Genomic DNA, 21,852 nt, shown 5'->3' on the forward strand with positions numbered 1-21,852 from the left:
CATCGCGGCGGAAGAGGGCGTGGCTCGATCCGTCCGCTGACTACTGCAAGGTACATCGCAGCCTGCTTGAGACAGTTCCTCAATCGATTCTCGCCCGAGCCCCCAATTTCGACGCTGCGTTCCGGGCGATATCGCGTTACCGATGCCCGCCGGTCACGGCGTCGGCTGATCCAGTCCCTTTTTGCGCAACACGGCGGTCGCTTCGGCCGATTGCAGAAAATCGATCAGTGCCTTGGCGCCGCGCGGATCCGCCGTATGGGTGGCGATGCCTGCCGTGTAAACCGTGTCGTGCTGCAGTTCACGCGGCAGCAAGCCGACCAGTCGAACACCCGGCACGTCGACGATATTGGGCACGGTGATCACGGTCGCGTCGGCCTGGCCGCCGGCAACGGCCGCGACCACGTCGCCGCCCGGGACGGGCACGAGATGCGCCTTGACCGTGTCCATGACGCCCAGCCGGCCGAGCAGGCCGACAAGATAGGCGCCACTCGCGCTCTCCGGCGACCACGACAGCGAACGGACACTCGTCAGCGCCCGCGTGAACGCGTCGACCGTCCCGATGTCGGGCGCCGGCTGGTCCGCACGGATCGCCATGCCGACTGCTGCTTTCGCGACGTCAACGCGTGTGCTCGATACGAGCTTGCCCGTCTGGATCAAATCGTCGACCTGAGTGGGCAGCAGGATCGCGATGTCGAACGGCTCGTCTGCTTCGATCCGCCGTTTCAGCGTCGCGGCGTTGTCGTACGTCGCAACGAGCCGGTGTCCGGTCAGCCATTCGAATCTCGGCGCGAGTTCCGCGAGCGTCGACTTCATCGTCGGCGTGCTGAAAACCTTCAGGTCGTCCGCGTGCGCGTCGCCGAGGCTGGAGAGCACCAGCAACATGGCCAGACCGACATTCACCAGCACGGGAATGATCATCGTCGCCTCCTGTTCAAATGGCTCGCCGGCCCCTGGATTTCAGGTTCGCGAGGCCGTGCTGACTGCCATCCTAGGACAGCATTTGATCAACGGAAAGTTTCAAATTACGATGGTGTGATCACGAAATCGAATAGGTCAGGACATGGACGGCGACCGGCTTCGACGACGACTGAAGCTTCGCGACCTCGACACGCTGATGACGGTTATCAGCGCGGGCGGGATGCGCAAGGCGGCCGAACAGCTTCACATGTCGCAGCCAGCCGTGTCGAAGGCGATCGCGGACCTGGAGGGCCTGCTTGGCGTGCGGCTCCTGGACCGTAGCCGCCATGGTGTCGAGCCGACCGTGTTTGGGCAGGCGTTGCTCAAGCGTGGCACGGCGATCTTCGACGAGTTGCGGCGTGGCGCCGTCGATATGGCATTTCTGGCGGATCCCGACGCAGGCGAGCTCAGCATCGGGTGCGTGGAGACGATCACTGCGGGGCTGGCCGCGGCGATCATCGAGGAGATGTCGGAACAGCATCCGCGCCTGACCTTCTCTGTCGCATCGGGCGATGCGCCGGTGCTGCAGGCCCACTTCCTGCGCGAGCGGATCTGTGAGCTGGTGGTTGCGAGACCGTTCGCCGCCGCTCCCGAACCGGACATGATCGGCGAGCCGCTGTTTCACGAGCAGATGAAAATCGTCGTGTCGAATCGCAGTGCGTGGGCCGCGAAGCGGCGCCGACTCGTTCTCGCCGATCTCGTCGACGCCCCCTGGATCCTGTCGCCGAACGAGATCGGGCAGCACTCGCCGATCGTCGAAGCATTCCGCGCGATCGATGCGGAGCCGCCCGTCGTCCGCGTACTGACCGGGTCGTTGAACCTGCGTCGCACGCTCCTTCGTACCGGTCGTTTCGTGACTGTGATGCCGCACTCGCTGCTGCGCTTCGGCCCTGAGCAGGAGTGGATCAAGGTACTGCCGATCGAGCTACCGACCTGGACTGTCCCGACGATGCTGATCACGCTGAGGAATCGCACGCTGAGCCCCGTTGCGGAGCGGTTCGCCGAGCATGCACGCACGTTGGCTAGATCGCTCGCCGCGGAGTGATCGCTGCCATTGCGGCGGGCGACTCGCTGTACCCGTAACCTTGCGGACTCTTTCGTTCGATCTGGTGAACGACAAATAGAGCGGATACCCCATTCGCGGGCGCGAGGCGCCGAGCGACAGAAGGGAATGGCAAGCCGCCTCACGAACTCACGGGTCTGAGCGTCCGCAAAGGTCGAAGATCTGTCCTCAAAACGACGGCACGGAATGACCGTTCCACTCCGATAACCTCCCTTGGAACAGAGACTGCTCGACTGGCCGTAACGGGTCGGAACCCGTCGATCCTCGAAAGGGTAAGCACAGGTCGCGGCATAGGTTTGCGCTCCGATCCCTGGCATATAAGCCGCAGGTACTGCTGCATCATCAGCGTGCGCTATGTGGAACCTGGCCGTCGGTCAGTGGGTGTGGAAGCCGTCACGGGTGCCACTGTCGAGTTGAGTCGGCCGGCTCAACTGAGCCGATAGGCCTTGCCTGGCGTCACTTCCGCCGGAAGCGGCTCGCGGTTCAGTTCGAGCAGCGTGCGCTCGATCTGGCGCGTCATCGCATCGAGGGCGAGATGGTTCGGCCCGTCGCCGAACGGTTCGGCGATCGCATGCGCGATCGCGTCGAGCGCGATCAGCGTATAGGCGACGAACACGGTGACGAACGGCGTCGCCGCGCCGATCGAATCGACCAGACCGAACGGCAGCAGCACGCAGTACGCATAGATGGTCCGGTGCAGCAGCACGTCGTATGAAAACGGGATCGGTGTCGTCGCGATGCGCTCGCAGCCGCTCACCATCGCGACCAGATCGTCGAGGCGCGCATCGAGCATCCACAGGCGCGTGTCGGCGAGGCGGCCCGTATCGGCGCGTGCGGCGAACGCTTCGCGCAGTGCGTGCACGATGACGACCGGGCGGAACCGCGAAGCGGCGACGCGCGCATAGCTGGCATCGTCGAGCAGCCCGCGCAGGTCCGCGGCCGGATCGGTGCCGCGCAGTTGATGCTTGAGCGCATAGACGTACGCGACGACCTTCCGCACGAACGCGCGTCGCGACGCATCGTCACGGTCGATCGCGCCGTAGCAGAGCGCCTGCGACACCAGCGTGCGCGTGGCGGTCAGTACGCCGCCCCACAGCTGCCGGCCTTCGCGGTAGCGTTCGTAGCTCGCGTTGTTGCGAAACCCCGCGAAAATCGCGAGCGTGAGGCCGATCAGCGTGAACGGCGTCGGGTTCAGCGGCACCTTCTCGCCGAGCACGCGGCCGCCGCCCCAGACCGCGACGAGGCTGATCGCGAGCGTCAGCACGAGCTGCGGCAGGATGGTCGGCAGTACCGAGCCGTTCCAGACCAGCAGCATCCGCAGCCAGTGCTCGCGCGGACGAACGATCATCGCCGTACTCCGTCAGGCGGCGATCGAGGCCGGCGCGGCCGCGCGATGCAGCAGCACCGGAATCGACTTCGACGTCGGCGTGTTGCAGACGTCGCCGACGCTGTCGAGCGGCACGAGCGGGTTCGTTTCCGGGTAGTACGCGCCGATGCAGCCGCGCGGGATGTCGTACTCGACCAGCAGGAAGCCGTCCGCGCGCCGCTCGATGCCGTCGTGCCACACGGTTTCCATGTCGACCCAGTCGCCGGCCTTCAGGCCGAGCATCGCGAGATCGTCACGGTTCGCGAACACCACGCGGCGCTGGCCGAACACGCCGCGATAGCGGTCGTCGAGCCCGTAGACGGTCGTGTTGTACTGGTCGTGCGAACGCGTCGTCATCAGCGTCATCAGGCGTTCGCCGTGCTGCGCGCGGGCACGCTGGATCGGCGTGTCGGCCGGCATCGCGTGCGCGATGAAGTTGGCCTTGCCCGTCGGCGTCAGCCATTCGCGGTCGCGCGACGCGACGCGCAGGTGGAAGCCGCCCGGCCGCGCGATGCGCGTGTTGTAGTCGTAGAAGCCGTCGAGCGTCGCCTCGATCGCGTCGCGGATCTTCGCGTAGTCGTCCTTGTAGGCCAGCCAGTCGATCTTGCCGCTGCCGAACAGCGCATGACCCATGTGCGCGACGATCGCCGGTTCCGACATCAGGTTCGGCGACGCCGGCTTGTTCATCCCGTACGACACGTGGACCATGCTCATCGAATCTTCGACCGTCACGCCTTGCGCGACGTTGTCCTGAAGGTCGATCTCGGTGCGGCCGAGCGTCGGCAGGATCAGCGCGTCGCGGCCGTGAATCAGGTGGCTGCGGTTCAGCTTCGTCGTGATGTGGACGGAGAGGTCGCAGCGACGCATGCCTTCCCACGTGCGCGGCGTGTCGGGCGTCGCCATCGCGAAGTTGCCGCCGAGGCCGATCAGCACCTTCACGTGGCCTTCGAGCATGCCTTCGATCGTCTCGACGACGTCGTAGCCGTGGTGGCGCGGCGGTTCGAAGTCGAACACGTGGCCGAGCCGGTCGAGGAAGGCCTGCGACGGCTTTTCCTCGATGCCGACCGTGCGGTTGCCCTGCACGTTCGAGTGGCCGCGCACCGGGCACAGGCCGGCGCCGGGGCGGCCGATGTTACCGCGCATCAGCATCAGGTTGGTCAGCATCTGCACGGTCGCGACCGAATGCTTGTGCTGCGTGATGCCCATGCCCCACGTCGCGATCACGCGCTCGCTGCGTGCATAGAGCTGCGCGAGGCTGTCGATCTGCTCGTACGGCACGCCGCTTTCGGCCGTCAGCGCCGACCAGCTTTCGCGGCGCAGGTCGTCGGCGAACGCGTCGAAGCCGGCCGTGTGTTCATCGATGAACGCGGTGTCGAGCACGCGCGGCGCACCGGCGGCACGCGCGGCATCGTCGAATTCGAGCACGCGTTTCGCGATGCCCTTGATCAGCGCGAAATCGCCGCCGATCGTCGGCTGGATGAACGTCGATGCGATCTTCGTGCCCGACATCGTCAGCATTTCCAGCGGGCTTTGCGGATCGGCAAAGCGTTCGAGGCCACGCTCCTTCAGCGGGTTGATCGACACGATCGTCGCGCCGCGCTTCGCGCACTCGCGCAGTTCGCCCATCATCCGCGGATGGTTGGTGGCCGGGTTCTGGCCGAAGATCAGCAGCGTGTCCGCGTGTTCGAAATCGTCGAGCGTGACGGTGCCCTTGCCGACGCCGACCGACGCCGGCAGCCCGCGGCTCGTCGCCTCGTGGCACATGTTCGAGCAGTCCGGGAAGTTGTTCGTGCCGTACAGCCGCACCAGCAGCTGGTACAGGAACGCCGCTTCGTTGCTCGCGCGGCCGGACGTGTAGAACGCGGCCTGGTTCGGGTCGGGCAGGGCGCGCAGGTGGCGCGCGATCAGTTCGAACGCGTCGTCCCACGCGATCGGCACGTAACGGTCGGTCTGCGCGTCGTACACCATCGGGTCGGTGAGCCGGCCGTGCTGTTCGAGTTCGAAGTCGGACTGTTCGAGCAGTTCGGTGACCGTATGCGCGGCGAAGAACTCGGGCGTCACGCGCTTGCTGGTCGCTTCGGCGGCCACCGCCTTCACGCCGTTCTCGCAGAATTCGAACGTCGATGCGTGCTGGCGGTCGGGCCATGCGCAGCCCGGGCAATCGAAGCCGTCCGGCTGGTTCTGGCGCAGCAGCGTGCGGTAGTTGCCGCCGGCGACCTTTTCCTTGATCAGGTTGATCGTGACGGCTTTCAGCGCCCCCCAGCCGGCGGCCGGGTGGGTGTACGGTTCGATGCGCGCGGTGGCGGATTTCTTTTTCATGATGCTGCGTGGGTCGGGGTCGATGCGTGCAGAGTACGCGCGGCGCCCCGGCCGCTGTGTGTACACCTGTTCACTTCAAAAAAGAGTACAGTTGCGCCAACTCGCACAGTGCGGATCGAAACTGTGTTGTTGAATGGTTTTTGAAAGGGAAGCGGGTGAAGCGCTACGAACAACTGGCCGACGAACTCCACGCACAGATCGAGCGTGGCGTGTACCGGCCCGGCGAGCGGATTCCGTCGGTGCGGCAGGCGAGCCGGCAGCAGCAGCTCAGCGTCACGACCGTGCTGCGCGCGTATCTCGTGCTGGAAAGCCGCGGGCTGATCGAGAGCCGGCCGCAGTCCGGCTATTTCGTGCGCGCGCGGGCCCCGGCGCCGGCCGAGGCCGAGCTGCATGCGTCGGCGCCGGCGGCCGAGCCGTCGGCAGTGGACGTGAGCCGGCTCGTGCTGTCGACGCTGCGCTCGATCGCGCGTGACGACGCGGTGCCGCTCGGCTCGCCGTACCCCGATGCGTCGCAGTTTCCGGTACAGAAGCTCGCGCGCTACGCGCAGACGATCGGGCGGCGCCGCACGCGCTGGGGCGTGATCGACGACCTGCCGCCCGGCAACCAGGAACTGATCCGCCAGATCGCGCGACGCTATGCGGAGCGCGGGATTCCGGTCGAACCGGACGAGATCGTGATGACGATCGGCGCGACCGAGGCGATCAACCTGTGCCTGCAGGCGGTGGCGCGGCCCGGCGACACGATCGCCGTCGAATCGCCGACGTTCTACGCGATGCTGCACGCGATCGAGCGCATGGGCATGCGTGCGCTCGAGGTCGCGACGCATCCGGTCGACGGCATCGATCTCGACGCGCTCGAACGGTTGCTCGAACGCGAGCGGATCGCCGCATGCATGGTGATGCCGAACTTCCAGAATCCGCTCGGCTTCCAGATGCCGGATGCGCGCAAGCGCGCGCTCGTCGAACTCCTCGCGAAGCACGGCGTGCCGGCGATCGAGAGCGACGTGTATCACGAGCTGCACTACGGCGAAGCGACGCCGAGCGCGCTGAAGTCGTTCGACCGCGACGGGCTCGTGCTGCATTGCGCGTCGTTCACGAAGAGCCTGTCACCGCGCTACCGGATCGGCTGGGCGATGCCGGGCCGCTACCGCGACCAGGTCGAGAAGCTGAAATTCCTGAACACGCTGGCCACGCCCGCGATCGAGCAGCTCGCGATCGCCGAATACCTGAAATACGACGGCTACGATTTCCACCTGCGGCGCATGCGCAAGCAGTACGCGCAGCAGGCGAGCCTGATGAGCGCGATGGTGCGGCGTTTCTTTCCCGAAGGCACGCGGCTGTCGCAGCCGCAGGGCGGGTACGTGCTGTGGGTCGAGCTGCCGCCGCAGGTCGATGCGATGAAGCTGTATGCGCTGGCGCTCACGCAGCGGATCACGGTGGGGCCCGGGCACATGTTCTCGGCGAGCAGCGATTACCGGCATTTCATCCGGCTCAACTACAGCTATCCGTGGTCGCGGCAGATCGAGGACGCGTTGAAGGTGCTCGGGCGGCTCGCGTCGGAGTGCGCGGCGCGGTGAGTGCAAGCGGCCGCTCGACAAGCGGCGGCCGATGACCAGCCGCCGTTGCGTGCATCAACCCGCGTGCGGCCCGGCTTGTGTGGCGCCGGCCATCTGCCGCATGTCGAAGCCCGACGGATGCTGGTACACGCGCAGCCCGAACTCCGGCAGCACCGCGATCAGGTGATCGAACAGGTCGGACTGGATGGCCTCGTAGTCGACCCAGGTCGTCGTGTCAGTGAAGCAGTACAGTTCGAGCGGAATGCCTTCGGCCGTGAGCGGCAGCTGCCGTGCCATGCAGGTCATGTCGCGGCGGATGCGCGGATGGCCTTTCAGGTAGTTCGCGACATACGCGCGGAACGTGCCGAGGTTCGTCAACTGGCGGCGGTTCGCCGGGCAGTCGCCGGCCGCGCCGAGCGTGCCGTTCCATTGCTCGATTGCGTCGACCTTGTCCTCGAGATAGTCCTTCAGCAGCGTCAGGCGTTCGAGCCGTTCGATCTCGTCGTTGGACAGAAAGCGCACGCTGGTCGCGTCGACGAACAGTGCGCGCTTGATGCGGCGGCCGCCCGCTTCGGTCATCCCGCGCCAGTTCTGGTAGCTCTCGGTGATCAGCTTCCACGTCGGCACCGTGATGATCGTGTGGTCGAAGTTCGCGACCTTGACGGTGTTCAGCGTGATGTCGATCACGGTGCCGTCCGCGCCGGCCGACGGCATCGTGATCCAGTCGCCGATCCGCAGCATGTCGTTCGACGACAGTTGCACGCCCGCGACGAGGCCGAGCAGCGTGTCCTTGAAGATCAGCATCAGCACCGCCGACATCGCGCCGATGCCCGACAGCAGCAGGCCGATCTGCTTGCCGGTCGCATCGCCGATCACGACCAGCGCGGCCGTGATGAACATCACGAGCTTGACGAGCTGCATCGCGCCTTTCAGCGACAGGTGCGGCTGGTCACGCTGATCGCGCTGGTACGTGCGATGCGTGTGTTCGAGTGCGGACAGCGTCGCGCTGACGGTCATCGTCACGAGGAACACGATCAGCGCGAACAGCACCTTGTCGGCGGCCTGCGCGGCCGTCTCGGGAATGCCGGGCACCGCGCCGAGCCCGAGCTTGATCACGACGAACGGGACGATGCGGTTCAGCCACTTGAATGCGCCGAACTCGAACAGCGCGTCGTCGACGCGTGTGGCGGAAAGCCGCGCGAGCCGCGCGACCACGCGGAACAGCAGGAAATGGACCACGGCGGTGATCGCGCCGGCGGCGGCGAGCAGGATGAGGATGCCGACGAGCGGCGCAAACCAGGATTCGTTCAGGGTCATAGGGGCAAACAGGGGCCTTCTTGTGCGTTGAATCGGCGCCGCGGCGCGGCGCGCGCCCGGTGAAGGGCACATGAAAGGGACCGTGATTGTGCCATCGGGTTCCGGGCACGTGGTCGTGAATGCAGGGTGTACGGCTCCCGAACCTCCTCACCATTGCGCAGGTCTCCTCTGTAATCGGGTGAGGGCCGGTAATGAAAAAGTGTCACCGCAAGCCGGCACACGTATGTGTTACCGGAGCCGTTGCACGCCGGCCCGGAATCGGTGCGACGCCGCTCCCGCGGGCCTTCGCGCTTCAATGCGCGTGAACGGCGATCCATGCAATCATGCAGGCGTCGCATGGATTGTCGGTGCGCCGTTCGTCCTTGCGTGCGGTCCATCCGCCGACGGTGAGCGCCATGCGCGGCCTTCGCGCACTTGCCATGCGATGCCCGCACGGGGCACGATGCGCGAACGACTTCGCGAACCCCGTCACCCGATACTCACGCATTTCACGCATGCAAGATTCCAACGAAAGCCGCCCGTCAGGCGTGCGGCTGCTGAAAGGCATCCTCCCGATCCGCCGCGGCGGGGCCATCCGCGATGTATTCGCGGGCATGTCGCTCGCGTCGATGGACATCCCGCAGGTGCTCGGCTATGCGCGCATCGCCGGCATGCCGGCCGTCACGGGCCTCTACACGGTGTTCCTGCCGCTCGTCGCGTTTGCGTGCTTCGGCGCGTCGCGGCATCTGGTCGTGGCGGCCGATTCCGCGACCGCGACGATCTTCGCGAGCCGGCTGTCGTCGATGGCGCCGGCCGGCAGTGCCGAGTATGTGGCGCTGGCCGGCATGGTCGCGCTGCTGACCGCCGCGATGCTGCTGCTCGCGCGCATCTTCAAGCTCGGCTTTCTCGCCGATTTCCTGTCGCGTACGGTGCTGGTCGGCTTTCTCGCCGGGGTCGGCGTGCAGGTGTCGATCGCGATGCTCGGCGACATGTTCGGGCTGGCGGTGCCGTATCCGGCGTCGCGCAGCCTCGCGCAACTCGACTACGTCGTCACGCATCTCGTCCACACGAACCGGCCGACGTTCGCGCTCGCGGCGCTCGTCGTCGTCGCGATTCTCGTGTGCAAGCGGTTCCTGCCGCGCGTGCCGATGCCGATGATCGCGGTCGCGGGCAGCATCGCGGCAAGCTACGCGTTCGGATTCGCCGCGCATGGCATCGCGGTGCTCGGGCCGGTCGCGGGCGGGTTGCCGCCGTTGCGCTGGCCGTCCGTCACGTGGCAGCAGTTCCTCGACCTCGTGCCGGTCGCCGCGTCGTGCTTCGTGATGATCATTGCGCAGAGCGCGGCCGCCGCGCGCGTGTTCGCGCAGCAGTACGACGAGGAGGTCGATACCAACGCCGACATCCTCGGCCTCGCGGCCGCGAACGCGGCTGCGGCGGTGGGCGGCGCATTCGTCGTCAACGGCAGCCCGACGCAGACGGCGATGGCCGACGGCGCGGGCGTGCGCAGCCAGATCGGGCATCTGGCGTTTGCCGCCGTGGTGGCGGTGGTGCTGCTGTTTTTCAGCACGTTTCTGCAGTATCTGCCGCATGCAGTGCTGGCCGGCATCGTGTTCACGATCGCGCTCGGGCTGATCAACGTGCGCAGCCTCGCCGCGATCCGCAAGGAGAGCCCCGGCGAGTTCACGCTCGCGCTGGTGACGGCCGTGGCCGTCGTGACGGTCGGCGTCGAGCACGGCATCCTGCTGGCCGTCGCGCTGTCGCTGATGCGGCACGTGCGCCACAGCTACCAGCCGCACACGATGGTGCTCGAACCTGTCGAAGGCAACGGGCGGTGGCAGCCGGTGCCCGCGCGGCGCGGCGCGATGACGGCGCCCGGGCTGATCGTCTACCGGTTCGGCTCCGACCTGTTCTTCGCGAACGATCATCTGTTTACCGCCGAAGTGACCGAGCTCGTCGAGGCGGCGCCGGTGCCGACGCGCTGGTTCGTCGTCGACGCGGGCGCGATCACCGACGTCGACTATTCGGCCGCGCGGACGCTGACCGACCTCGTCAAGATGCTGCAGGCACGCGGGATCGGTGTGCTGTTCGGGCGGGTCAATCGCTACCTGCGCGCGGACATGGATCGTCACCGGATCACGGAGATCGTCGGCGCGTCATGCATTTTCCCGACGCTGCACCAGGCGCTCGAGGCCGCCGGCACGACGCCGGCGCCGCAGGAACCGGGCATCGTGTAGCGGGAACGGGCGGCTAGGCCGCCGCCCGCACGCGCGCGAAACCGTTGCGCAGGTGGCGGGCGAGTTCCGTCGCGGCCGGCGTGCGCTGGCCGCGAGCGTTGCGTTGCATACCGAGAAGCACGGAGAGTGGGATGAACGGCACCCACTTGATGGGGAGACGAAACGATCATTGTGACTAGACGCTATTGCCTCCCAATATGGGCTCCATTAATTCTTGGCTCGTTCAAGCGGCTCAGGTAATAGACGCGTCCGCCGCCCTTAAATACGATCGCCCGGATTCCAGAGCAACTGGCAACGCTTTTCGAACTAATCTCATATACGCCCATCTTGCACTCAAGTAGCCTGCGACATTTGCATGGTTGCGACGCTGAGCAAAGCGTTCTCCCTTGTCGATGATGGATGCGCATATGACGAAAGCCATAAGGCCAGTTCTTATGTGCAATCCCCGCTACCTTTGAGATGTTTATTCCATGCTTAAGCACTACAAAGAAATCGTGCCGGTGGGCTGTCTTCTCTGGCTGCTCACGCCTGCGGTCCTCAGTTTTCCCATGATATTCGTCAATGCCAGTGCGTCAGCTTTCTATTATGGCCGACCAGGAGAGTATTTCAAACTTCCGGAGGAATCCGTAATTTTATACAGCCTGGCCGCGTTTATCCTTTACTACGGCGCCGGGTACCGACTCTTTGTCCGGCGCGGCTGGAAGCCCGGGCAGATTGGTCTTCAGACCTACTTTGTGTTGGCGGTCCTGTCAGCATGGACATGGCGCGACTACCGCGCTCTGGCAGAAGTGGGTATCGTGTACGTCAATCAAGTCCTGACCATCGGCGATGGGGTAGAGCGAAGCACCTTCATGAGTGGTATAGGCTCGACGAGCGAGGGTTATTCTGTCAATTATGCGGCCCTTCGCTCACCTCGACAGGGGCGAAGATTAACTTTCGGTCGATTCGGTGGGTGGAATAACGATTATCACCAGAAGTGCTTCCGAGAATATACCGGGCTCTTGGGTTTGAAATGGGCCAACACGCTTAGGGATTGCCCAGAGGGCGCGCCGGACGACGTGTTCAGCGTGTTGCGCTTGACAGACGTTGGTCCGAAAGAGTTTGAGGAACTGAAGTCCCGTTGGAGATCGCTGAGGACGATCGCCAATCCAACTCCCAGGAGCTTCGTCTCGGAGCGCATAGCTTATTGGCTGGTTGATGTACGTTACGACGCAACGTTTGTCGAGAATGGTCGTTTCGTGGTATTCGAAGCATCCGGCAGGCTCTGGGTTTTGGATAAGAAGAGTCCCGTTGTCAGCTATGTCTTGGCGCCAGACATGTCGTGCCTTGGCGCGGGGTACTGCAATTGGCAGGGCGTCATTGACGAGCGGAATACCTTGTATCTATGCAGTACGTATCTAAGTGAAGGTATGCCTAACTTCTGCCGATATGTCCGCCTGACTTCACAAGACGAGGCTGTTCTCTCCGGCCGAACTGGCGAAACGCTTACATCGAGGTACGTACCCGGTCACTCAGCACCGAAAACACTGCGTCAAATCGTTGGCGCGACCGAGCTTTAGCTGGCGCACGTTGAGTGCCTATGAGCGCTGCGAAAGAGCATGTCATGGCGCGCGCCTATTTCGCATGAGGGGCGGGTCAAGCGATCATGGTCTGGGCATGAGGCTTCCTGCGATTGACCGCGGATATTCCTGATACCCGTCTCGATGCTGACGTGGGTTATGCCGCCGCCCGCCCCCGCGCGAAACCGTTGCGCAGGTGGCGGGCGAGTTCCGTCGCGGCCGGCGTGCGCTGGCCGCGCGGCAGATGCAGGTTGATCGCGAAGTTCGGCAGCGCGGGCAGGCCGCTGTCGGCCGGCAGGATGTCGAGGTCGGCCGGCACGGTCGACGCGAGCCAGGCGGTCACGGCGAGGTCGGAGCGGACGGTCGCGGCCGTCGCGTCGATGCTGCCGTTCTCGAACACGGTGCGCCACGCGCGATCGCAGCCACGCAGCGCGTCGAGCACCGTCGGACGGAACGCGCAGGTCTGCGCGACCATCGACACGGGCAGCGGCGTATTCCGGTACGCGGTACCGCCTTTCGCGCCGACCCAGACCAGGCGGTCGACGGCGATGCACTCGCCGCGCGACGGCCCGACCGGCGCCTCGATCAGCGCGACGTCGAGTTCGCCCTGCGCGAGCCCCCGGCGCAGCTCCGGCGACGCCGCGCACACGAGCGTGAGCGCGACCTGCGGATGCGTCTGCGCATAGCCTTTCAGGATCGGTGCGAGACAGCTGCCGACGAGATCCTGCGGCGCGCCGACGCGCACGGTGCCTTCGACCGCGCCGGCCGTCATGTCGGTCAGCAGCGCATCGTGCGCGGCGAGCAGCCGGCGCGCCTGCCCGAGCAGCCGCTCGCCGTCCGCCGTGAGCAGCAGGTTGCGGTGCTCGCGGACGAACAGCGGGCCGGACAGCGTTTCGAGCCGTGCGACCTGCTGGCTGATCGCGCCTTGCGTCAGGTGCAGCGCGCGGCTGGCCGCCGTCATGCTGCGATGTTCGGCGACCGTGACGAAGGCGCGCAGCAGCGCGATGTCGAGATTGCGTACCATGCGACGCATTATGAGCGCTAATGGCAGACATAAAAAGCTTTCGCTGTCGTAATGCGAAGACCGCGGGTAAAACGGGGCTTCGACGACGACAACCGGGAGCTGCCGTGCCGTTCCGCGACTATCTGCCGCTGATGCTGTTCGTGATCGTATCCACCGTGACGCCGGGCGGCGCGACGACGCTCGCGACCGCCTCGGGCGCGCATTTCGGCTATCGACGTTCGCTGCCGCTGATGGCGGGCATTGCGGTCGGACTGGCGTCGATGGCCGCTGCCGCTGCGGCCGGGCTCGGCGGCGTGCTGCTGGCGCTGCCCGCGTTGCAACTCGCGATGAAGGCGGTCGGTTCGATGTATCTCGTGTGGCTGGCCGTGCGCATCGGGCGCGGCGGCAAACCGCGGCTCGATGCCGCGGTGCACCGGCCGCAGGGGTTCGTCAGCGGCGTCTGGATGCTCTGGCACAACCCGAAAGGCTGGGCGATGACGCTCGGCGCGGCCGCGTCGTTCGCCGCGCTCGCATCCGGCCCGGCACGGCTCGGCGTCTTGCTCGGGCTGGCGTTCGGCGTGGCCGCGATGGCGTCGCTGTCGCTCTGGTGCTTCGCCGGGCTGTTGTTTGCGCGCGTGTTGCGCACGGAGCGGCAGTGGCACTGGCTGAATGCCGGGCTCGGTGTGCTGCTCGTGGTGTCGATCGTACCGATGTGGCTGCCGTAGCGACGCTACGCACGCTGCGCGGCACGGCGTGACGTAGCGTCTGCGTTCAGCGCGATCCGGCGCGCGCGGTCTCGCCAGGTTGCCCGCCCGCACCGGTCGACCACAGCGGCAGCCGCAGCGTGGTGACGAAGCTCGCCGCGTGCAGCACGCAAAGCAGGCCGAACGCCCACGCATAGGCGTTCGCCTGCGTGCCGCCGCTCGCCACTGATTCGGCTTGCAGTCGCCACGCGAGGAACAGCGTGCATACGGTCGTAAACGTCGGGCCGCCGAGACGCTGCACGATATTGAGCGAGGTCGTCGCCATCGGCAGGTTGCGGCGCTCGACCGACGCATACGCGGCGGAAATCGACGGCGCGCCGATCGCGCTCTGGCCCATGCCGCGCAGAAACAGCGCCGGCACGAGCAAGTACGGATCGTAGCCGGTCAGCGCGAGAAACACGAACGGCAGCGTCGCGAACAGCGCGAGCAGGGCGCCTGCGGCGGCGAGGCGGCGCACGCCGAACCGGCTCGTCAGCGCACCCATCGACGGATACGTGACGAGCATGCCGAGGCCCATCGGTGCGAGCAGCCAGCCCATTTCGCCGGGTGTGCGGCCGCATGCCTGGATCAGGAACACCGGAATCAGCATCTGGCCCGCGAACAGCGCACCGTTCGACAGGAACTGCGTCGACGCGGCCGCGCCGAACACCTTGCCGCGAAACAGCGCAAGGTCGATCAGCGCGTGGTCGCCCTTGCGCGTTTCGACCCGCAGGAACGCCACGAGCAACAGCGCAGCCGCGACGATCGCCGCGATCCCGAGTGCTTCGTTGATCCGCTCGATGCCGTACAGGAACAGCACGAGCCCCGGCGACAGCAGCGCGAGGCCGACCCAGTCGAGTTCGCGCGGCTGCGTGTCGTCGCGGTCGCCGGGCAGGAACCGCACGGCCAGCGCGAGTGCCAGGACGCCGACGGGCAGGTTCACGAGAAACAGCCAGCGCCACGACATGTGCTGCAGGATCGCGCCGGCGACGACGGGGCCGAGGATCGGCGCGAGCAGCACCGGCACGGCCGCGTAGCCGATCACGCGCGCCATCTGCTGGCCGGCGACGCGCGCGATCATCATCTGCGCCATCGGCGCGAGCAGCCCGCCGCTCACGCCTTGCAGCACACGGAAGGCGATCAGCGAAGGCGCGGACCACGCGAGCCCGCACAGCGCGGACGAGAGCGTGAACGCCGAGAAGCACCACAGGTACAGCGCCTTTGCGCCGATCCGGTCGACGAGCCAGCCGTTCAGCGGCAGCACCAGCGTGAGCGCGAGCAGATAGCCGCTCGTGACCCACTGGATCGTCGCGAGGCTCGCGTGCAGGTCGGTCGCGAGGCTCGACAGCGATACGTTGACGATCGTCGCGTCGAGCTGCGACAGCAGCGAGCCGAGCACCGCGACCGCGCTGACCTTCCAGATCGACGGATCGGGCCGGCCGGTCGCGTCGTCCCGCGCCGGCCGCGTGCGCGGGTCGCTCACGCGCCGCGCCGGTCGAGCAGCGCGACGATGTCCTGCGTCGTGCCCGTCTCGCCGAGGCGCGGGAACAGGCGTTCGACGCTGTTCACGTGCGCATCCGCGTTGAGGTCGGTCATCGCGTCGACGGCGAGCGTCACGTTGTAGCCGAGTTCGTGCGCCTGACGGGCGGTCGACTCGACGCCGATGCTCGTCGCGACGCCGGTCAGCACGATCTGCGTGACGCCGGCGGCCTTCAGGTGCGCATCGAGGTCGGTGCCGGTGAAGGCGCCCCAGGTCTTTTTCGTCACGAGGTGGTCGCCCGGCTGGCGGTTCAGTTCGGGCACGAGTTCGGCCCAGTCGGCCGGAAGGGCGTCCACGCGTACTTGCTGCTGCGTGCGGCCCGGTGCACCACCCGCGACGTTGACGAGCACGACCGGCAGGCCGCGGCTGCGGAATGCGTCGAGCAGCTCGCGGGTGTGCGCGATCACCGGTTCGACCGGGTGCGCGGTGGGGAGGGCGATGATGCCTTTCTGCAGGTCGATGACGACGAGTGCGGTGTTCGTGTCGAGACGGGTTGCGCTCATGATGGGACTCCGTGAAAGAGACGAAGAAAGCCGTGCGCGCGAATGGCGTGGGGCGCGCGGGCCGGATTCATTGCTCGCCGATGCGGCGGATCAGCGGGATCGCGGCGGCGAGCGTATCGATGTCTTCGGGATCGAGCTGTGCGATCGCGGCGCCGAGCCATTGGTGTTTCGCGGCGTTGCGCTTGAGCCGTGCGTCGAGGCCGGCCGCGGTCAGCCGGAACAGGATCTGGCGGCCGTCGGTCGGATGCGGTTCGCGCTCGACCAGGCCGTCTTCCTCGAGGCTGGCGAGCGTCGCCTTCATCGACTGAGGCTTCATCGCTTCAGCGCGCGCGAGATCGGCGGTCGTCATCGGCCCGTGCCGTTCGAGTCGCGCGAGCGCGCTCGTCTGGGACATGCCGAGCCCTCCGGATTCGATCTCGGAGCGGAGCCGGCGGATCAACTGGCCGACCGCGAGGGTCAGGTCGGCGGCGACGGTATCGGCGGAAACGCCGGGTTTGCGTGGCGGGTTCATGCGGCGGATCATAGAACACGACAGTTAAACTTGCAAGTTTAACTGTCGATTATCCGCCGGATCGACGTGGAGTGGGGTGCGCGGTTACTCGTCGCGGAGCGGGACCGGTACGACCTCGTTGCATCTCGGGGTCGCGGCCTCATGCAGCAGGTCGCCGAGGTATTGCGCGAGTTCATCCGCCGCGAGCGTGGACGGAATGTGCAGGTCAGCCGGGCGCCGCTTGCCTTCAGCGCCGAGAGCAAACACCGTCCAGCGGTCGTTCTTGCGTACGACGGCGAGTAGCCGACCAAATGCGTTGAAGCGGTATTCGTCCTGCATGGCATCGCTCCCGTCGGGTGAACGCGCCGGCCGCCCGCGCGCGTTTACTGGATCGAGCAGGACAGCCAGCGGTGGATCTTGATCGCATCGCTCGAGACGCCCGCGCGCGTCGGCGCACCGAGCAGCACGACCGTTTCGCGGCGGCCCTTCACACGCATGCGCATCACGACGCCGTGCCCCGACTCGTTGATGAAGCCGGTCTTCTGCAGCCGGATCGGCAGGCGGCGGTAGCGGACGAGCGGGTCGGAATTCACGTAAAGCAGCTCGCCGTCGCCCGGACGCACGGTGGTCGACGTATCGGTCGAGAAATAGCGGATCAGCGGATCCTGTGCCGCCGCGCCGACGAGCTTCGCGAGATCCTCGGCCGTCGACACGTTGTGCGGCGACAGGCCGGTCGGCTCGCGGAAGTGCGTATGACGCATGCCGAGGCGGCGCGCTTCGCGGTTCATTGCCTTGACGAACGCGGCGCGCCCGCCCGGATAGTCACGGCTCAGTGCGGCGGCCGCACGGTTTTCCGACGACATCAGCGCGATATGGAACATTTCGCGGCGCGACAGTTCCGAGCCGACCTGCAGGCGCGACCCGGTGAACTTGATCGTGTCGCGGTCGTGCGCGGTGACGCGCAGCACGCCGTTCAGCGGACGGTCGGCGTCGCGCGCGACGACGGCCGTCATCAGCTTCGAGATCGATGCGATCGGCCGCACGGTGCGTGCGTTACGGGCCAGCAGCGGCGTGCCGGAGTCGACGTCGAGCACGTAGGCCGCGCGTGAATGCAGGGAGTTGACCGCGCGCGGGTTGTAGCCGCAGCTTGCCGTCAGGCGCGGCTTGTCGGCCGGGCGCGGGCGCACGGCGGTCGTGCGCTTGGCGCGGCGCTGCTGCGGGGTCGGTGCCGCGTGACGCTTGACCGCCTGGTGTTTCACACGCGGGCGACGATGCTTGATGGCCTTCTTGTGGCGCTGGGCCGGCTTCTTCTTGACGGTTTTCTTGACGGCCTTCGCCGGCGCATGAGCGTGCGCGGCGCGCGGCGGCGGGTTGCGTGGCGTGGACGACGCGTTTGTCGAGAAGGCGAACATCAGCATCGACAGGGCGACGAGCAGGGTGGTCCGGGCGAGAGGCAGGCGCGCGATGAGGCCGGTCAAGCGAAAGTCTCCTTTTCACGCACGGTGAGGCTGCGTGGATGCGTGGGCAGTCAGCGGGATGCGGAAAATTATACGGTCGATTGAGCGAAGATGACGATTCGTTTGCGCATGATTCGACGATTTTCACGCATGCGGTCGTCATGTCGCGTAGCACCGTGCACGCATGCCGACACGCCGCGCATGCGTGACAAACGGTGGCTGCGTCGGCAAGATGCCGAGGTCACTTTTCAGGAGCGTCCCGTGTCCGCGCGCCCGCATGATTTGTCCGTTTCGCCGTATACATCGATCGACAGCCTTCGCGAGAAGGGCGACCTCGTGGCCTTCAACGCGGGGCCGGACGGTGCCGTCTACATGGTGTTCGCGCTGGAGCCGCTCGATTATCGAACCGAGGCGGCCGGCGGTGCGTCGTTTGCGAAAACGGAGCCAGCGACGTCGCAGCGGTATCGCGTGATGGCCTGGCAGGGCGGCGAGGTTCGCGTGGACTGCGTGATCGCCGACGAGCCGTTCAATATTCACGACATCCAGCCGGTCGGTGACGATCTGCTGCTGGTGTGCTGCCGGTCCGTCCGCCGCGGGGACGGCGATTTCGACCTGAACGGCCGCTTCTATCGGCGCGACGGCACGCCGTGCGGCGCTATCCTGCTGGGCGACGGCATCGAGGCCGTGCAGGCCACGGCTGCCGGGGACATCTGGACGTCCTATTTCGACGAGGGCGTGTACGGCAATCTGGGCTGGGATTCGCCGGTCGGTGCGCCTGGGTTGATCGCGTGGAGCCGGGCCGGCGAGCAGCGCTACGCGTTTGTTCCGTCGCCCGGGTTCGGCCCGATCGACTGCTGTTACGCGCTCAACGTTCCGAGCGACCGGGACGCGTGGGTCTATTACTACAACACATTCGCGCTCGTCCGCGTGCGCGACCGGCACACCGTCTGGTCATCGCGCATGCCGGTCAACGGCAGCTATGCGTTCGCGGTCATGGAGGATGCGACGCGGCCGGACGGATACGTGGCGCTGTTCTGCGGCTCGTATCAGGACAGCGACATGCTGTACCTGGTGCGTATCGATGGCGGTGGCGATGCTCGATTGGTGCGCACGTATCGCTTGCTGCGCAATGGTGCCGAACCGGTCGGAATCGCGCGAATGACTGGCCGAGGCCAAGTGCTTCATGCGGTCGGTACGGACGGCAACCTTTATCGCATCGATATCGCCGACCTGGCGCTCGGGTGAGCGCATCGCGCGTTTGATGTCGCGATGGCGGAGGCCGGCATGAAACGCACGCACGGGCGCCGCACGCCATTCAACGCGGCCAGTTCCGTCGCGACACCACCGCGAAACTGATCGCGATCGAGCCGGTCACGGGGCGCGACGGTGTGTCGTTCAGCGCGGTCATTGCGGTCATCGCGTCCACGGCGTCGCCGAAGCGAAAACGGCGGCCGCGGCCGTCGACGCGTTCGGCACGGCGTTTCGGCGCGCGCAGATCGGCCGGTGCGGCGCGCTCGTCGATGGCGGCCGGTGCGCACGAAGTGTCGTCGGGTGGACATTCACAGACGAGATCAACGGACATGACGGTCGATTCCTGAAAGGGCATGTCCGTATTGAACGTCATTGCATTCGATCGGTAAAATGAATGTTTCGATCGTTACGATTCCTTTTAAGAATGGAATTGAAGCTGCTGCGAACCTTCCTGACGGTCACCGAGCTGTGTCATTTCAGTCGCGCGGCCGATGCGCTGCACATGAGCCAGCCCGCATTGAGCAAGCAGATCGGCGCGCTCGAAGCGAGCCTCGGTGGCAAGCTGTTCGAGCGCGGCCGGCATGGCGCGGAGCTCACATCGTTCGGCGAGCGTTTCCTGCCCGATGCGCAGGCGCTGGTGCGCGATGCGGACGAGATGCTCGCCCGCGCGCGTGAGCTGTCGAGCGGGCAGCGCGGTCATTTGCGGCTGGGCATCTGTTTGTCGGTGTTGACGCTCGTTCCGAAGCTCGTCGCCGAGTTTCGCAGCCGGAATCCTGGCATTGCCGTTACGCTGAGCGACCTGTCGTCCGCGGAGCAGACGCGTCGGTTGCGCGCGGGCAAGCTCGACGCCGGGTTCCTGCGCCTGCCGTCGGACGAAGGATTGTCGTCGTTCAAGGTGATCGACGAGGCGCTGGCGCTGGCGGTGCCGCCGCATCTCGGCCTGAAGCGCGTGCCGGCCGATCTCGGCACGCTCAACGAGATTGGCTTCATCGCGTTGCAGCGCGCACGCGGGCAAGGGTTGGCCGCGCAGGTCGACCGGTGGTGCGTCGAGCGCCGCTTCGTGCCGCACGTGACGCAGCAGGCCGAAGACGTGCAGTCGGTGCTCGCGTCGGTCGCGGCCGGCGCGGGCGTCGCGTTCATTCCGTCGCGTGCGCAATATCTGCTGCGTGACGCGACGGTATTGCCGCTCGACGGCCGGGACGCGAAGTGGCGCGTCGGGCTCGCGTGGCTGTCGGGCCGCGACGACCCCGTCACCACGCGCTTCGTGTCGTTCATGCGTGCCGCGATCAAGAATGCATGATGGACGAGGCGGTATAGTGTCCTCAGCCGGCGGCGGTCGCCCGATCGCGTGCCGGTGCCCGTACGAAAGCCCCAGTCTCGCTCACCGACCGCAACCCATGACTTCAGAATCCGACGAATCCCCGCTCGATCCCGCACTCGTTGCGACGCTCGCGACGCTGAACGATGCCGCAAGCGACCCGGCCGGCAAGACCTGGTCGTTGCCGAAGATCGCGAAACGCACGCAACTGCCGATGAGCACGCTGCGCCGCGTGCTGACGCAGCTCGACGCCGCGGGCCTGAGCGCGACGACGTTGAACGAGGACGGCACCGGCAGTGCCGCGTTGACCGACGAAGGACGCGCCGTGTGTGCGCAACTGTTCGGCGCGAACGACGCGCAATAAAAAACGGGCCGCTGGAAGCGGCCCGTCGTCTTGCGGCTCGATACGGCGTACCGGCGCGTTACCACCGCACTGTCACGCCGCCCATCACCGAATGATCGTAGGTCTGGTCGTTCAGCCCGCGCCGGTAGCCGATGTCGAGATCGAGCCACGGCTTCGGCGAATAGATCGCGCCCGCGATCACGAATGCGGGATTCGCGCCGGCGCCGCTTTCCGTGTTGCGCGACGTGCCGATGTCGGCCACGATCTGCAGCTTGTCGGTCGCCTTGTAGATCGCCGCGCCCGACACGGCCCAGATCGACGTCAGGTCGCCCTGGCGATTCGGCTGGTACGTCATGCCCGCATTCGCGAGGAACGAAAACCGTGCGACGTCGAGCTGCGCGAGCAGCGTTGCGCCGGCACCCACGCGTCCGGTGCCGAGCCCGCGCCGGTCGTTGCCGGTCGGCGCGGTCAGTTTCGGCTTCAGCGCGATCGACAGCGGGCCGCGCTCGACGAACCGCCATTTCATGCCGATCTCGACATCGCCGATCCCGGCGCCGTTTTCATCGGTGCGCGTTTGCAGATGCGTGTAAGGCGCGTTCACGTAGAGATCGACGTGGTCGCCGAATCCGCGCGTGAGCGTCGCATTCCACAGCTGGTGGCGGCCGTTTTCTTCCTGTTTCGAGGTTTCCTCTGCGTTGAACTCGAACTGCCAGTTCGCGTTGCCCTGCGTGCCCGTGTCGTCGCTGACGAGCGGATGGGTGGCGAGGGCATCGAACGGTGCAAGGAGGGCGCTCGCGGCTGCGAGCGGAAGCATTCTCTTCATGGGATCACCTGTCGTGCGTGGCGAGCCGGCC

Annotated in this window: 20 protein-coding genes; 8 read left to right on the forward strand and 12 right to left on the reverse strand. The window is 66.4% G+C overall.

Features of this window, described 5'->3' with window-relative positions; all coding sequences use genetic code 11:
- Nucleotides 1-153 precede the first annotated feature (153 nt).
- Nucleotides 154-918 (reverse strand): molybdate ABC transporter substrate-binding protein, encoded by a 765-nt coding sequence (locus ACN8ZM_RS33370; RefSeq protein WP_420213129.1) that lies wholly within the window; start codon nt 916-918, stop codon nt 154-156.
- A gap of 142 nt (nt 919-1,060) precedes the next feature.
- On the opposite strand from ACN8ZM_RS33370, the gene ACN8ZM_RS33375 reads away from it, so the two are divergent.
- Nucleotides 1,061-2,002 carry a LysR family transcriptional regulator gene (locus ACN8ZM_RS33375; RefSeq protein ID WP_420213130.1) on the forward strand — a complete coding sequence of 314 codons (942 nt, stop codon included), beginning with the start codon at nt 1,061-1,063 and terminating at the stop codon, nt 2,000-2,002.
- Between the two features lie 445 nt (nt 2,003-2,447).
- On the opposite strand, the gene ACN8ZM_RS33380 is transcribed toward ACN8ZM_RS33375, so the two are convergent.
- Complete coding sequence (locus ACN8ZM_RS33380; protein WP_420213131.1) at nt 2,448-3,368, reverse strand: bestrophin family protein; 921 nt, start codon at nt 3,366-3,368, stop codon at nt 2,448-2,450.
- 12 nt (nt 3,369-3,380) lie between these two features.
- The gene (locus tag ACN8ZM_RS33385; RefSeq protein WP_420213132.1) at nt 3,381-5,705 is read right to left on the reverse strand and encodes an FdhF/YdeP family oxidoreductase; all 2,325 of its coding nucleotides are present in this window, start codon (nt 5,703-5,705) and stop codon (nt 3,381-3,383) included.
- 155 nt (nt 5,706-5,860) lie between these two features.
- Between ACN8ZM_RS33385 and ACN8ZM_RS33390 the strand changes: the two genes are divergently transcribed.
- Nucleotides 5,861-7,282, forward strand: a complete 1,422-nt coding sequence (locus ACN8ZM_RS33390) for a PLP-dependent aminotransferase family protein (protein WP_420213133.1) — start codon at nt 5,861-5,863, stop codon at nt 7,280-7,282.
- A 54-nt stretch (nt 7,283-7,336) separates the two neighbouring features.
- Here the strand turns inward: ACN8ZM_RS33390 and ACN8ZM_RS33395 are convergent, their stop codons facing one another.
- Entirely contained in the window at nt 7,337-8,578 is a 1,242-nt protein-coding gene (locus tag ACN8ZM_RS33395; RefSeq protein ID WP_043184349.1) for a mechanosensitive ion channel family protein, read from the reverse strand.
- 494 nt (nt 8,579-9,072) lie between these two features.
- Between ACN8ZM_RS33395 and ACN8ZM_RS33400 the strand changes: the two genes are divergently transcribed.
- Nucleotides 9,073-10,791 carry a SulP family inorganic anion transporter gene (locus ACN8ZM_RS33400; protein WP_420213134.1) on the forward strand — a complete coding sequence of 573 codons (1,719 nt, stop codon included), beginning with the start codon at nt 9,073-9,075 and terminating at the stop codon, nt 10,789-10,791.
- Nucleotides 10,792-11,261: 470 nt separating this feature from the next.
- The gene (locus ACN8ZM_RS33405) at nt 11,262-12,350 is read left to right on the forward strand and encodes a hypothetical protein (RefSeq protein WP_420213135.1); all 1,089 of its coding nucleotides are present in this window, start codon (nt 11,262-11,264) and stop codon (nt 12,348-12,350) included.
- A gap of 157 nt (nt 12,351-12,507) precedes the next feature.
- On the opposite strand, the gene ACN8ZM_RS33410 is transcribed toward ACN8ZM_RS33405, so the two are convergent.
- Nucleotides 12,508-13,383, reverse strand: a complete 876-nt coding sequence (locus tag ACN8ZM_RS33410) for a LysR substrate-binding domain-containing protein (protein WP_420213136.1) — start codon at nt 13,381-13,383, stop codon at nt 12,508-12,510.
- A 95-nt stretch (nt 13,384-13,478) separates the two neighbouring features.
- On the opposite strand from ACN8ZM_RS33410, the gene ACN8ZM_RS33415 reads away from it, so the two are divergent.
- Nucleotides 13,479-14,078: a LysE family translocator gene (locus tag ACN8ZM_RS33415; protein WP_420213137.1), complete on the forward strand. Its 600-nt coding sequence runs from the start codon at nt 13,479-13,481 to the stop codon at nt 14,076-14,078.
- 46 nt (nt 14,079-14,124) lie between these two features.
- Here the strand turns inward: ACN8ZM_RS33415 and ACN8ZM_RS33420 are convergent, their stop codons facing one another.
- The 5 genes from ACN8ZM_RS33420 to ACN8ZM_RS33440 form a co-directional block, all read right to left on the reverse strand.
- Nucleotides 14,125-15,579 carry a DHA2 family efflux MFS transporter permease subunit gene (locus ACN8ZM_RS33420; RefSeq protein WP_420213138.1) on the reverse strand — a complete coding sequence of 485 codons (1,455 nt, stop codon included), beginning with the start codon at nt 15,577-15,579 and terminating at the stop codon, nt 14,125-14,127.
- A complete protein-coding gene (locus ACN8ZM_RS33425; RefSeq protein WP_420213139.1) occupies nt 15,576-16,139 on the reverse strand; it encodes an isochorismatase family protein in 564 nt (187 codons plus the stop codon). The genes ACN8ZM_RS33420 and ACN8ZM_RS33425 overlap by 4 nt, the downstream gene beginning before the upstream one ends.
- Before the next feature lie 67 nt (nt 16,140-16,206).
- Complete coding sequence (locus ACN8ZM_RS33430; protein WP_080741642.1) at nt 16,207-16,662, reverse strand: MarR family winged helix-turn-helix transcriptional regulator; 456 nt, start codon at nt 16,660-16,662, stop codon at nt 16,207-16,209.
- A gap of 72 nt (nt 16,663-16,734) precedes the next feature.
- Complete coding sequence (locus ACN8ZM_RS33435; protein WP_420213140.1) at nt 16,735-16,968, reverse strand: DUF7661 family protein; 234 nt, start codon at nt 16,966-16,968, stop codon at nt 16,735-16,737.
- A gap of 44 nt (nt 16,969-17,012) precedes the next feature.
- Nucleotides 17,013-18,107 carry a serine hydrolase gene (locus ACN8ZM_RS33440; protein WP_043184356.1) on the reverse strand — a complete coding sequence of 365 codons (1,095 nt, stop codon included), beginning with the start codon at nt 18,105-18,107 and terminating at the stop codon, nt 17,013-17,015.
- 180 nt (nt 18,108-18,287) lie between these two features.
- On the opposite strand from ACN8ZM_RS33440, the gene ACN8ZM_RS33445 reads away from it, so the two are divergent.
- A complete protein-coding gene (locus ACN8ZM_RS33445; RefSeq protein ID WP_420213141.1) occupies nt 18,288-19,331 on the forward strand; it encodes a hypothetical protein in 1,044 nt (347 codons plus the stop codon).
- 70 nt (nt 19,332-19,401) lie between these two features.
- Here ACN8ZM_RS33445 and ACN8ZM_RS33450 read toward each other — a convergent pair whose 3' ends face one another.
- Nucleotides 19,402-19,668 carry a hypothetical protein gene (locus ACN8ZM_RS33450; RefSeq protein WP_420213142.1) on the reverse strand — a complete coding sequence of 89 codons (267 nt, stop codon included), beginning with the start codon at nt 19,666-19,668 and terminating at the stop codon, nt 19,402-19,404.
- A 93-nt stretch (nt 19,669-19,761) separates the two neighbouring features.
- Here ACN8ZM_RS33450 and ACN8ZM_RS33455 point away from each other — a divergent pair, with 93 nt between their 5' ends.
- Both ACN8ZM_RS33455 and ACN8ZM_RS33460 read left to right on the forward strand, forming a co-directional pair.
- Complete coding sequence (locus ACN8ZM_RS33455; protein ID WP_089452721.1) at nt 19,762-20,637, forward strand: LysR family transcriptional regulator; 876 nt, start codon at nt 19,762-19,764, stop codon at nt 20,635-20,637.
- 97 nt (nt 20,638-20,734) lie between these two features.
- Complete coding sequence (locus ACN8ZM_RS33460) at nt 20,735-21,019, forward strand: hypothetical protein (protein ID WP_043184359.1); 285 nt, start codon at nt 20,735-20,737, stop codon at nt 21,017-21,019.
- 58 nt (nt 21,020-21,077) lie between these two features.
- On the opposite strand, the gene ACN8ZM_RS33465 is transcribed toward ACN8ZM_RS33460, so the two are convergent.
- On the reverse strand, nt 21,078-21,821 hold the full coding sequence (locus tag ACN8ZM_RS33465) for a transporter (protein ID WP_043184360.1): 744 nt from the start codon (nt 21,819-21,821) through the stop codon (nt 21,078-21,080).
- Nucleotides 21,822-21,852 lie beyond the last annotated feature (31 nt).

It is taken from the genome of Burkholderia aenigmatica (assembly GCF_048627025.1).
GTDB classification, from domain to species: domain Bacteria; phylum Pseudomonadota; class Gammaproteobacteria; order Burkholderiales; family Burkholderiaceae; genus Burkholderia; species Burkholderia aenigmatica.